General features: G+C 45.4%; 9 protein-coding genes. 3 read left to right on the top strand and 6 right to left on the bottom strand.

Going from position 1 to position 13,191, the window contains the following annotated elements; all coding sequences use genetic code 11:
• Window positions 1-823 precede the first annotated feature (823 nt).
• The 4 genes from IQP38_RS14320 to zntR all read right to left on the bottom strand — a co-directional run bounded on the left by IQP38_RS14320 (window position 824) and on the right by zntR (window position 7,242).
• Window positions 824-2,959 carry a lysine decarboxylase CadA gene (locus IQP38_RS14320; protein WP_005451159.1) on the bottom strand — a complete coding sequence of 712 codons (2,136 nt, stop codon included), beginning with the start codon at window positions 2,957-2,959 and terminating at the stop codon, window positions 824-826.
• 117 nt (window positions 2,960-3,076) lie between these two features.
• The gene (cadB, locus tag IQP38_RS14315) at window positions 3,077-4,420 is read right to left on the bottom strand and encodes a cadaverine/lysine antiporter (RefSeq protein ID WP_005434864.1); all 1,344 of its coding nucleotides are present in this window, start codon (window positions 4,418-4,420) and stop codon (window positions 3,077-3,079) included.
• 697 nt (window positions 4,421-5,117) lie between these two features.
• Complete coding sequence (gene cadC, locus IQP38_RS14310) at window positions 5,118-6,680, bottom strand: lysine decarboxylation/transport transcriptional activator CadC (RefSeq protein WP_005382530.1); 1,563 nt, start codon at window positions 6,678-6,680, stop codon at window positions 5,118-5,120.
• Window positions 6,681-6,843: 163 nt separating this feature from the next.
• The gene (gene zntR, locus IQP38_RS14305) at window positions 6,844-7,242 is read right to left on the bottom strand and encodes a Zn(2+)-responsive transcriptional regulator (RefSeq protein ID WP_005382529.1); all 399 of its coding nucleotides are present in this window, start codon (window positions 7,240-7,242) and stop codon (window positions 6,844-6,846) included.
• A gap of 265 nt (window positions 7,243-7,507) precedes the next feature.
• On the opposite strand from zntR, the gene purH reads away from it, so the two are divergent.
• The gene (gene purH, locus IQP38_RS14300) at window positions 7,508-9,100 is read left to right on the top strand and encodes a bifunctional phosphoribosylaminoimidazolecarboxamide formyltransferase/IMP cyclohydrolase (protein ID WP_017635551.1); all 1,593 of its coding nucleotides are present in this window, start codon (window positions 7,508-7,510) and stop codon (window positions 9,098-9,100) included.
• A gap of 194 nt (window positions 9,101-9,294) precedes the next feature.
• Complete coding sequence (gene purD, locus IQP38_RS14295) at window positions 9,295-10,584, top strand: phosphoribosylamine--glycine ligase (RefSeq protein ID WP_017635550.1); 1,290 nt, start codon at window positions 9,295-9,297, stop codon at window positions 10,582-10,584.
• Between the two features lie 83 nt (window positions 10,585-10,667).
• Here the strand turns inward: purD and IQP38_RS14290 are convergent, their stop codons facing one another.
• Both IQP38_RS14290 and hupA read right to left on the bottom strand, forming a co-directional pair.
• Window positions 10,668-11,366: a DUF1481 domain-containing protein gene (locus IQP38_RS14290; RefSeq protein ID WP_017635549.1), complete on the bottom strand. Its 699-nt coding sequence runs from the start codon at window positions 11,364-11,366 to the stop codon at window positions 10,668-10,670.
• Window positions 11,367-11,405: 39 nt separating this feature from the next.
• Window positions 11,406-11,678 (bottom strand): nucleoid-associated protein HU-alpha, encoded by a 273-nt coding sequence (gene hupA, locus IQP38_RS14285; protein ID WP_005382524.1) that lies wholly within the window; start codon window positions 11,676-11,678, stop codon window positions 11,406-11,408.
• Window positions 11,679-11,931: 253 nt separating this feature from the next.
• Here hupA and IQP38_RS14280 point away from each other — a divergent pair, with 253 nt between their 5' ends.
• Window positions 11,932-13,065, top strand: a complete 1,134-nt coding sequence (locus IQP38_RS14280) for a hemolysin family protein (RefSeq protein ID WP_017635548.1) — start codon at window positions 11,932-11,934, stop codon at window positions 13,063-13,065.
• The last annotated feature ends 126 nt before the right edge of the window (window positions 13,066-13,191 follow it).

Raw genomic sequence — 13,191 nt, 5'->3', positions numbered from 1 at the left:
TTCAATTTAAGATTTTGTCGGCTCAATGAATACTGAACATTACATAAGTAATGTTTGAATTGACTGTGCTGAATCTTTCGATTCAATGGTCACTTCGTATCATTGAAACCTAATTTGAAGCCGAAGCTTCTAATTGGATTATCATCAACGAGTGCCCACACAGATTGATAGGTTCTTATTTTTAAAGAGCTTTTCTAACATTTTCAGCAACTTAGTTACTCGTTGTTAGGGGTGCGTATCTTACTTCACACCGTGAGAGAGTCAAGCATTTTTTTCAAATTCTTTTTTCTCTCTTCCCGACTCGCTGTGTGACTTTCGTCTCACTCCGTGTCGGTGGATGCGCAGTATAGGGGGTTGAGAAATTAGCACAAGCGTTTTTTGCAAAAAAACTTTCAACCGCACAAATAACGAGCATTCTGCATAAATACTCAACGATCTTGTCTAATATTTCGGGTTTCAGAGGATCTTTTCATGATGAAACACCTGACTTCTGCATTAAAAGATCGCCGATTTCTTTGTGATTTTGATTGCTGATCTTATCTCTCTTGATTCTTTTTTCTTTTTCTATCTATATAAAGACGAAAAAAAGAGCAGAACGATAACGAACTGCTCTTTGGTCTTTGCTTTTTACTTGGGGTACTTCAGGTGAAGTCTTGGAAATTACTTCTTCTATATAGAAGAAAAGATCAGAGCATCCTTGCCCTTCTCTTTTACGACAGATTAGCTAGGGGTATATCTAAATGTCGTGGTTGTTCGATGACACATTGAGCTCGTAAGAGTGGAGCATGCTTGCATTCCCAATGGCGTCATCTTCGAGAGGAACTTAGTTCTTCAATACTTTTACGGTGTAGCTACCATCTTTTTGTTGGTACAGGCCGTGGATGTCGGTTTCGAAACCTGGGTAATGCGCACCGATCTCACAAAGCATCTCTAGGAAGTCCAGCACTGGGCGAGACTCTTGAGTCACCATTTCACCAGGAAGTACTAGTGGCACACCTGGAGGGTAAGGAAGGATCATGTTCGCACTTACGCGGCCAACCATTTCTTCCAGTTTGATTTCTTCTACGTTACCGCGAAGCTCTTCTTGCCATGCTGCGTGTGGTGTTACTTTCATTTCTGGAAGTACATCGAACGCTTTGTACATTAGTTCTGGTAGGTTGTATTTCTTAGTTAGGTCATGAATTGCTTGTGCCAATTCTTGAACGCGCATGCCTTCATAGAAGCTTGGATCTTCGTTATATAGCGAAGGAAGGAAGCTCTTGATGGTTAGGTTCAAGTCGTAGCCACGTTTAAATTCAGTCAGACCGCGTAGTAATTGCATTGCTTTTGATTTGTCGATACCGATTGAGAATAGGAACAACAAGTTGTATGGGCCTGTTTTCTCAACCACGATGCCGCGCTCGTCTAGGAATTTAGCCACCAGCGAAGCAGGAATACCTGATTCTTCTAGTTCGCCTTCTTTATTCATCCCCGGAGTCAGTAGCGTTACTTTGATTGGGTCAAGATACATGTGGTTGTCATCCATGTTCTTGAAGCCGTGCCATGTATCGCTAGGGTCTAGTTTCCAACATTCTGTGGTATCGATGTTTTCTGGTTGCCATACATCGAAGAACCAGCTGTCACTTTCTGCTTCTAGGCGTTTGATCTCTTTACGGAAGCGGATTGCGCGATCGATAGAGTCTTGCATTAACTTCTTACCAGTGTTGCCGCGCATCATTGCCGCTGCAGTTTCAGTAGAAGCAACAATGCCGTACTGAGGTGAAGTTGAAGTGTGCATCATGAATGCTTCGTTGAAAGACTCTTTATCAAAGTCACCTTTCACGTGAATCATTGAAGCTTGTGAGAACGCTGCCAACAGTTTGTGTGTTGATTGTGTCTCGTAGAACACTTTGCCTGGCATCGCTTCACCACTCATACCACATTTACCTTCGTAAATTGGGTTGAAGTTAGTGTAAGGCACCCAAGCACTGTCGAAGTGGATGTGTTTACAGTCTAGCGATTCTTTGATGAATTGTGTGTTGTACAACAGACCATCGTAAGTTGAGTTAGTCACTACTGCGTAAGTTGGTGCTGTTGCACCTGGTGTTTTCGCCACTTTCTCAGCAATGACATCTCGGCTGAATTCGCTTTGTGGAATACCACCAAGGATGCCGTATGCGTTACGAGTTGGGCGGAAGTAGATTGGTGTCACGTCGCTCATCATCATTAGGTGAGTCAGAGACTTGTGACAGTTACGGTCAATCAGTACTGTGCTGCCCGCAGGTGCTGAGTACATACCAACGATTTTGTTCGATGTAGACGTACCGTTAGTTACGATGTACGAGCTGTCTGCATTGAATGTGCGTGCGATGTATTCTTCTGCATCTTTATGTGGACCTGAATGGTCTAGTAGAGAACCTAACTCAGGCATTGAGATTGATACGTCCGCTTTAAATGTGTTTGGACCGTAAAAATCGTAGAAGATGCTACCAGCAGGGCTTTTCTGGAATGCAGTACCGCCCATGTGACCTGGAGTACAGAAGGTGTATTTACCTTCTTCTACGTATTTGAATAACGCTTTAGTGAATGGAGGCATGATGGCATCTTTGTATGCCTCAGTCGCTTGGTTGATTTTGATAGCGATGTCGTCAGCCATACCTAAAGCGTACTCGAAGAAGCTCACGTTTAGACGTAGGTCTGTTAGTGAAATGTCTAGAGTAGACTGTTCGTTAGCAAATGCGTGAACAGGCAGTTTTTCGTTGATTTGGCTGATACGTTCACATAGCTCAAGTGAGTATTTATCCCAGTCGAACAGCACACCGCAAATGCGTGGGTTCATCTCAATCATTTTGATCAAGTCTTTATCATCTACTGGGTAAACCACTTCGTAGCCCGCTTTCTCAAGAGCAGCGTGAAGTTGACGAACTGGCTCTTCTTTAAAGAACACACCCATGTGGTTCAAGATAGCGAATATATTCATTTGGACATCTCCAAGGCGAATGAGGGCGCTCTTTGCCATTTACAGGCAATGAGTAAGGTGAGCGCCGCGTGAATTTGGGTTTTATGGGCTGGCACCGTAGTGCCAGCGTTTTGGGGATTAGTTGCTTGCTTGGGCAGGCATGTCGTCAGCGTGCATTTTCACGTACTGAGCAAGACCTGCTTTTTTGCTGTAGAACATCAAGATAACTAGAGACACGATGAAGGTTGCTGTTAGCGTACCGCCCTCTGCACCAGCTAGTGCGATGAAGCAGAACAGACAAGCCACACCAGAGAACAGCATTACGAAGCCGTTGCGTGTTGTCATACCTTCGAAGCGAATCAAGTTAATGCTTGAGTAGAAGTAAGGCAGCATAGTTAGTAGAACTGCGTCAGTCGTTAGTTGGTTGAACAGATCTGATGCGTGTGCTGTTTTAGAGCTGAAGAACATCAGTACAACCATCAGTGCAGTCATCTTGATTGACGCAAGGATTAGACCTTTCTTAGGCACACCGTTTTTGTCAGTTTCGCCGTAGATTTTAGGGAAGTTGCCGTCGTTTGCTGCACGTTTACCTGCTTCACCTACTAGCATCATCCAAGAACCTAGCGAAGTGAAACATGCTAGCGCTGTGAATGCTGATACGAATGGTGCTGTCCAGCTACCGAATAGCTCAGTGGTTGCTAATGCAAATGGCGCACCTGATGCCGCAACTTCTGACGCTGGGAACATGCCGCTGATCATTTGAGTTGATAGGATGTAAATCACACCTGCGATACCAGTACCCAACATAGTTGCTAGTGGTACGGTACGTTTAGGGTTTTCTACCATACCAGTAGATACCGCTGCTGATTCCACACCTACGAATGACCATAGACAGATAAGAACCGCAGTTACTACCGCGTGGCTGTCAGTGCCTGCTGATACGTTCCAGTTTTGGCTGTAAAGCGCAGTATCGAAGTGCGTCCAACCAAATGCAGCTGTACCAACAACTGGGATAAGGATAAGAACTAAACCAAGCGTACATAGACGGCTTACCCAGCTACCACCAAGTAGGTTGACGAAAGTGAAGATCCATACCGATGCAATCGTCGCAATACCTGCTGGAATTGGGTTATTAAGCACAGGGAAGAATACTGAAAGGTAAGAAACACCTGTAATGGCAATAGCCAGGTTACCAATCCAGTTCGCGTGGTAATAAAGAACGCCCGTTTGGAAACCAAATACCGGAGACACTTCGCCAGCATAAGCGATAGGACCACCTTCTTGTGGGTTTTTGGTTGCCAGACGAGCGTAAACGAACGCCAGACTCAGTGCACCGACCAAACAGATCAGCCAACTGAAGATTGAAACAGAGCCTACAGAGGCAAGACTAGAAGGTAATAGTGCAATACCACTACCCATCATGTTACCGGCTACGACACCCGTACAGGCAATAAGGCCGATTTTTTTCGCATTCGATGACATAACATCTCCAAATCTATTCTACTCGAGTCAACATGACTCAAACTGAATGGTTATTAGCGAGATGCTATGAGGAGGAACCTTCTCGACCTCGCTAAATTTCGAAGTGAAGACTACGCCCAAAAATCGGGAAAAAAATAAACTTGGTGTTATCAATAAAATGATTAGTTCATCAACATCAAGTTGAGATAAACATGATAAACACAAAAACATAAAACTATATTATTCATACAGTTACAAGAAAAACATCAAACCTTCTACCGATAGATAAACTCTCATCAACTCGTTGGTCATCGCGATAAAAGTTATCAACCTCTATCAACTTCCCCATCCCGAAGGGTTAATTCCCTGAAGTGTTGATTCCATAAATCTCTCCCTGATCGCGCTTCTTGACCCAAGTCAATATTCATCTCGCATGCAAGAAGGCACCAAAATCATTCTCGCCACATAACTAATCCAGACACTTCATACAATCAATAGAGATAGAGATAGAGATAGAGATAGAGATAGAGATAGAGATAGAGATAGAGATAGAGATAGAGAAGCAAAGCGGGTATGTATTCCCGTTGCAAGCTTGCGTTGTTAGCTCCTTCGTAAGTCATTGCCCCACCGCCCCACCCTTTTCACTTTTCGACAGCGACAAAAAAGCCCCTCATCGAAATGAGGGGCTAGCATTAGGCTGACGTTGAGTCCGAGAGAATTAAAGCATTCGAACGACAGAAGGGTGAACGGCGCGATACATGGCGTAATCAATCGCCTTCATGTTACTTGGGAAGACCAAGTTTTCGCACAGCAGGTACGTCTCAACCGACGTATCAATATAGAAAGCTTCACTGTAAGACTCACTGGCTAAATCCAGATCACCATCCAATTCGGCGTGCTTACCGCGAATCACATAGGAAAGCACTGAATCACGTAACCTCAATGCCTGTCCGAGATGCCGCTTGGCTAACGCCATGTCACCAATGATGGTTTCGTGCAGTGCTAAAGCTTCATAAATTCGCGGTTGAATTGGCCCCACCATCATTTTCACATTAGTCTCTAGTGCTTCACTGAGCTGCTGCATTCGCCCTTTCTTCAACTCCTGTGAGAAATCAAGTGCCTTTTGTACATGGTAAGCAATCAACAACTCAGCTTGAACGTAAGCATTATCCGGCTCGATTTCTAAAATGTTTTCCATCAAGTCGATACCTTGGCGGAATTGTTTAGTATCAGAGACATTAAGGTAATGGTTAGCCTGAACAAACAACTCCAACGCGTCGGGATTCATTGGCATTCCCGCCACCAGCATCGTAGATTTCAATTTGGCATCCGACACTTTCAGCACTTGCATCAAATCCAACGACGCTTGTTGAAGCACTGTCTTTAAATGACTACTGGTTAACGCGTATTGACGACTAAACAACACTTTCTCAGATGAGTTATTGCGATATTCCACCTCTAAAAAGCTGCCACCGTCATTCTCACGAACTCTCACCACAACCGATTTACCAGGCACAATGCCAGAAGTAAACGACGCCTTCTTTAGCATGACTCGGTAATCACTGACTTGAGCAATGTCGGACATCAACTTTTGGGCGAATCCGTCTGCCAAATCGTAGCTTAATCCTTCATTCGTAAAATTATCTTGAAACTTGAACTCAATCAGATGGGTATCGATGGCTTGGGTAATACGCACTTCCGATTGCTTGTAGGTAAACACGCCCATCACTACGACCAACATACTGATCCAGATGAAGTTCATAATTCCCAATCGCCAAGGACTGATTTTGTTTTTGCTCTGAGGGGCTTTTTTCTCTTTTGACATCTCGCAGACCGCGCGAGTTAGAGGACCTGCTGGAAAGGTAACGGCTGGTGCTATAGGTAGACAATCCTCTTCCGATTCTTCAACCGAAGGTGGGATCTCTTCATTTTGCCGACTTGTGACAAACTCTTCATGCGTCATAGTAACCACGTTCGCTACCAGCTTATAGCCACGCTTGGGCACCGTGATAACGTAGTTGGTATTTTCCTCTCGACCGTCACGTAGTAGCTTACGCAACTCAAAGATGGATTGAGTCACCACTTGATCGGTCACAATCGCTCCAGCCCAAACGTACTGAATCAATTCCTCGCGGTTGAACACCTCATTCGCATGCTCCGCTAAGAAGTGCAAAAGATTAATTAAGCGTGGCTCAACAGTAACTTCCCTATCTTGTCGATACAGCTTATTTTCATCAACGCTCAAAACCCAGTCATTGATTTGAAAATAGACTCCAACCATGTATGAAAACTCTCGTATCTACAGACAGCGTTACGGTAGGAATCAGACAATGGTCGATTCCTACAAGTAACTAAAGGCAAGATTATAGGTGGGAAAGCAGCGTGTACCTAGAAAAGCAAGTCGCCAAAAATGCAAACTTAAGTTAAGTGATTCAAGAATGAGACTACTCAAGTGCTGCAAGGATAGAGCAATGTGTGGCGTCATCGTCTGTATGACCACAACAAGCATCATTAATCTTCTTCAAAGCTCGGCGAATTTTCGTCAGCTCGTTAATTTTCCCATCAATCAGCTCTAACTTAGCAGAAGTAATGGCTTTTACCTCTGCACAGCTGTGTTCTGTCGCTTCTAACTTAATTTCTAACAGGTCTTTAATTTCATCCAGACTCAAGCCAAGATCTTTACCTTTGAGGATAAAGTGCACCTGCTTTTGATTCTCTTCATCATACAAGCGGTAGCCTGATTCGCTTCGCCCTGCGGGTTTTATTAGCGCGTTTTTCTCGTAGAAACGCAATGTATCGGCAGTCACACCACAACGTTTTGCCAGTTCACCTATCTGAAACATAACTTTCCCTATTAACTATCTCGTTACTTTTAAAGCTAAAGAACGACTTTTTTGCAATTATTTTTGAGATGCCAAACGATTGCGCGAGCTTTTTTGTAATAAATTGGTTAGAATACGCGCCATCAAATGTGGAGACTGTTTTCTAATCAGAAAACACCCTGCAAAGGTCTTTACCAAAACTGGCCAATATTTTACCCCAAGAGGTAAAAACAAGTTCATTTTTGGCAAACATCTTTAACTCCGTGAATTTGAGGAAAATGGAAGCATGAATAACGCTCGTCCTATTCGCCGTGCGCTTATCAGCGTATCAGACAAAACAGGTATTGTTGAGTTTGCGCAAGCTCTTGCTGAGCGCGGTGTCGATATCCTATCTACTGGTGGTACAGCTCGCCTACTTGCCGAACAAGGCATCGCCGTAACCGAAGTCTCTGACTACACTGGTTTCCCAGAAATGATGGACGGCCGCGTTAAAACGCTTCACCCAAAAGTTCACGGTGGTGTGCTTGGTCGTCGTGGCCAAGATGATGACGTGATGGAAAAGCACGGCATCAACCCTATCGATATGGTTGTCGTAAACCTATACCCATTCGCAGAAACCGTTGCCAAAGAAGGCTGTACACTAGCCGACGCTGTTGAAAACATCGATATCGGCGGCCCAACAATGGTTCGTTCTGCAGCGAAAAACCACAAAGACGTGACTATCGTTGTTAATGCAGGTGATTACGGCCGCGTAATTACAGAGATGGACGCAAACGACAAATCTCTCACTCTCGAAACTCGTTTCGACCTAGCTATCGCAGCATTCGAGCACACAGCATCTTACGACGGCATGATCGCAAACTACTTCGGCACTATGGTTCCATCTTACGGTGAGAACAAAGACGGTGATGAAGAGAGCAAATTCCCTCGTACGTTCAACCAACAGTTCGAGAAGAAGCAAGACATGCGCTACGGTGAGAACAGCCACCAAGCAGCCGCATTCTACGTTGAAGCAAACCAACAAGAAGCATCCGTTTCTACTGCTCGCCAAATCCAAGGTAAAGCCCTTTCTTACAACAACATCGCAGACACGGACGCAGCGCTTGAATGTGTGAAAGAGTTCAACGAGCCAGCATGTGTAATCGTAAAACACGCAAACCCATGCGGTGTTGCTCTAGGTAAAGACATCCTAGAAGCGTACAACCGTGCTTACCAAACTGACCCAACATCTGCATTCGGCGGCATCATTGCATTCAACCAAGAACTGGATGCTGAAACAGCAACCGCTATTGTTGAGCGTCAATTCGTTGAAGTGATCATCGCACCTTCTGTTTCTGCTGAAGCGATTGAAGTGGTTGCCGCGAAGAAGAACGTACGTCTACTTGAGTGTGGCGAATGGACAACGAAGACAACTGGCTTTGACGTGAAACGCGTGAATGGCGGTCTACTGGTTCAAGACCGCGACCAAGGCATGGTAAGCCTAGACGACCTAAAAGTGGTTTCTAAGCGCCAGCCAACAGAAGAAGAGCTAAAAGATGCACTGTTCTGCTGGAAAGTAGCGAAATACGTGAAATCTAACGCGATCGTTTACTCGAAAAGCGACATGACTATCGGTGTAGGTGCTGGCCAAATGAGCCGCGTTTACTCTGCGAAAATCGCAGGCATCAAAGCTGCAGACGAAGGTCTACAGGTTGAAGGTTGTGTAATGGCATCAGATGCATTCTTCCCATTCCGTGACGGTATCGACGCGGCTGCAGAAGCGGGCATCAAGTGTGTTATCCAACCAGGTGGTTCTATGCGTGATGACGAAGTTATTGCAGCAGCAGACGAACACGGCATGGCGATGATCTTTACCGGTATGCGTCACTTCCGCCACTAATCCTCTCGTCTTCACTGGGACGATAACTGCGTTGACGGCGTTCACTTATCCTAATCACATAGCATACTATGCTCATAGGAATAAGTTCACTTGTCGCCTTGTCCTCGTCCCACTGAATTAGAGAGGCCATACTCAGGTCTTTGCGAAATATCTGAGTTTGAGCAAACGGTATTTATAAGATTAAGGATTTTCATATGCGAGTTTTAATCATTGGTTCAGGCGGTCGTGAACATGCGCTAGGCTGGAAAGCAGCGCAAAACCCAAATGTTGAGACTATTTTCATTGCTCCAGGCAACGCAGGTACAGCACTAGAGCCAAAACTAGAGAACGTAAACATCGATGTAGAAGACATCACTGGCCTTGTTGCTTTCGCCAAAGAGAAGGCGATTGAACTGACTATCGTTGGCCCAGAAGCACCATTGGTTATTGGTGTGGTTGATGCGTTCCGCGAAGCGGGCTTACCAATCTTTGGTCCTACCCAAGCCGCAGCGCAACTTGAAGGCTCTAAAGCGTTTACCAAAGACTTCCTTGCTCGTCACCAAATTCCAACGGGTGCCTACGCGAATTTCACTGAAATCGAGCCTGCACTGGCTTACGTGCGTGAGCAAGGTGCACCGATCGTGGTGAAAGCCGACGGCCTTGCAGCTGGTAAAGGCGTGATTGTGGCAATGACGCTAGAAGAAGCTGAGGACGCAATCAAAGACATGCTAGCAGGCAACGCATTTGGTGATGCTGGTAGTCGTGTCGTTATCGAAGAGTTCCTAGATGGTGAAGAAGCAAGCTTCATCGTGATGGTGGATGGTGAGAACGTTCTGCCAATGGCCACCAGCCAAGACCACAAACGCGTAGGCGACAAAGATACGGGTCCTAACACCGGTGGCATGGGAGCATACTCTCCAGCTCCAGTGGTGACACAAGAAATCCACAACCGCATCATGGAAGAAGTGATTTACCCAACAGTACGTGGCATGGCCTCTGAAGGTAACCCTTACACTGGTTTCCTATACGCGGGTCTGATGATCGACAAAGACGGCACTCCGAAAGTAATCGAGTACAACTGCCGCTTCGGTGATCCTGAGACACAACCTATCATGATGCGCATGGAATCGGATCTTGTTGATCTGTGCCTAGCGGCAATCGACGAGAAACTGGATCAAGCGGAATCGAAGTGGGATCCACGAGCATCGATTGGTATCGTGTTAGCAGCCGGTGGTTACCCAGCTGCATACAACAAAGGCGACGTAATTTCGGGTCTGCCACAAGTTGAAATTGAAGGCGAAAAAGTCTTCCATGCTGGTACAGATAACAAAGATGGCGACATCGTGACAAACGGTGGTCGTGTTCTTTGTGCAACCGCACTTGGCAACAGTGTATCAGAAGCGCAGCAGCGTGCTTACGAGCTTGCAAAACAGATCCGTTGGGATGGCATGTTCCATCGCAACGACATCGGCTACCGTGCAATTGCACGTGAGCAAGAAAAATAAAAACAACATGAGTTGGCTAAAAAACAAAAGGCGCACTCAGCGCCTTTTTTATTGTTCTTGTTCGACAGAATGCGAAGCAATGTTTATTCAGAGATCAACGTTGGCCGAGAAACACAATCAAAGTCATCGTCATTGAGCATCAACAGTTCATCGACCATTGCTTTGTTTCGTGACTGCTTGCCGACAAAAGCCACATAACTGTCTACCGATGAGAGACGCTCGATAATAAATTTTGGCAACGTCTGATTAAACTCGAGTGTCGAGAACACCTTACCTTTGCAGGTTTCAAACGATTGACCATTCCAATAACCTTGAATAAGGCTCTGATTGTTACGAGACTGCGCCTTAACCGATGCCACTACGTCATTCGCTTCTGCTTTGTAGCGCTCTAATTGGTCATGCTGAAGTGGTAAGACTTTACGGTTAACACGATATTTTTGGTAAACCGCTTCGCCATCTTTATTGAAACGGATGTGGATTTGAAAAGGCACCAACTCTTGTTTGGTATCAACTTGCTCGCCTTTTCGAATCAACTCTCGCAACTCACCTTCATCCCAGCGATAATCACTCTGGAACCAACCATTGTCCCCCATAGTCACATAATCAGCCGCCGTACTCACACGAGTGAGTTTCTCTGTCATCCAATACAAGCTGCTAGCATCTCCCGCAACTTTACCACCAGAAAAATGCGTGAATTGTTCTAAATTAGGAGTTTCAACCGACGAACAGCCAAAAAGGGTAAGGCTAGATAGGAGAAGTGAAGTGAGTAGATGTTTTTTCATGAAATTGCACCGAGGCAGGATACCTCGGTGCATTCTAACTTAGTTTACTGATTCTTTCAGCGCTTTACCTGCTACGAATGCTGGTACGTTAGCTGCTGCGATTTGAATCTCGTCACCAGTCTTAGGGTTACGACCAGTACGTGCAGCGCGGTGGTTTACTTTGAATGTACCAAAACCAATTAGTTGAACTTGGTCACCCTCTTTAAGTGCGCCAGTTACACCATCAAGAGTCGCTTCAAGAGCAGCTTTTGCTTGTGCTTTTGATAGGTCTGCTTTCTCTGCGATAAAGTCGATTAATTGGGTCTTGTTCATTAGGTTTCCCTTCTCATAGGTTATCGAATTCGTCTCACTCTAAAACATAAATGCCCCATCTGGCAAAGGTTTGTAAGCGATCTTTCGATTTTCTGACGTACTTTTAGCCATAATATGAGTAATAACTCACAATTTGTTACCACATACCCCCTGAAAACCCTTGCTTTCCAAGGTATTTGGACCAATTTATAAGTCACTTTTGCGGTTATAATAGCTGCAAATAACCACTATCAAACTACATTCAAGGGCAACTATGCTGCTGTTATCCATTTATATCTCTATTGCAATCGGCATTTCGTTTATCTGTTCGGTGCTGGAGGCGGTACTGCTGAGTATCAGTCCGAGCTACATTGCGCAGCTCAATCAACAGGGGCATCCCGCAGCTGGGCAATTGGCTAAGCTGAAATCAGATATCGACCGACCACTGGCATCTATTCTGACTTTAAACACCATCGCTCACACTATCGGCGCGGCCACTGCTGGTGCACAAGCTGCGGTTGTATTTGGTAGCGAAGCATTAGGTATCTTTTCGGCAGTGCTGACATTGGCGATCTTAGTGCTTTCAGAAATCGTACCGAAGACGATTGGCGCGACCTACTGGCGTCAGTTGGCACCCACTGCCGCGGTCGCATTGCGTTGGATGGTATGGGCGCTTACACCCTTTGTTTGGTTCTCAGAGCAAATCACCAAGCGTCTTGCTCGTAACCACGAAGCTCCAAAGATGCGTGATGAGCTGTCTGCAATGGCGATTCTGGCACGTGAAAGCGGTGAGTTTGCCGAGGGTGAATCAAAAATCTTAAGCAACTTGCTTGGCATCCAAGATGTACCCGTAACGCAGGTTATGACGCCACGACCAGTAGTATTCCGTGTCGATGCCACAATGACCATCAATGAGTTCCTAGAAAAACACAAAGATACGCCTTTCTCACGCCCATTGGTTTACAGCGAGCAGAAAGATAACATCATTGGTTTTGTGCATCGCCTTGAGTTGTTCAAACTACAACAATCAGGTAGTGGACAGAAACAGTTGGGAGCAATCATGCGCCCAATTCAAGTGGTGCTAAACAATACCACTTTACCTAAAGTATTCGACCAGATGATGACTCATCGCTTACAGCTGGCACTTGTTGTTGATGAATACGGTACCGTGCTAGGTTTGGTAACGTTGGAAGATATTTTTGAACACCTCGTAGGCGAGGAGATCATCGACGAAGCAGATAAAAGCACTGACATGCAGGAGCTGGCTTACCAACGCTGGGAAAGCTGGAAAGAAATGCACGGCGTAATCGAAAGCCGCGATGACGATGAAGAAGATAACGAGCTGGAGAAGCAGGATAAAGAGCCAGAAGCTCAAGAGCCACCGAAATCCGACTCGAAAGAATCGTAATCAGCATTAGGTATAACAGCTTAAACGCATGACCCGTCCTGATATGGGTTGACACTTTTTAACTAAAACGCTCGATGTACTTCATCGGGCGTTTTGTATTTTAAAGCCGTATGAGGCCTCATTTGA

The sequence above is a fragment of the Vibrio sp. OPT41 genome (assembly GCF_015163595.1).
In the GTDB taxonomy this organism is placed as follows: Bacteria; Pseudomonadota; Gammaproteobacteria; order Enterobacterales; family Vibrionaceae; genus Vibrio; species Vibrio alginolyticus.
The sequence above is the reverse complement of the archived record's forward strand: the minus strand, read 5'-3'. Positions and strand labels throughout refer to the sequence as shown.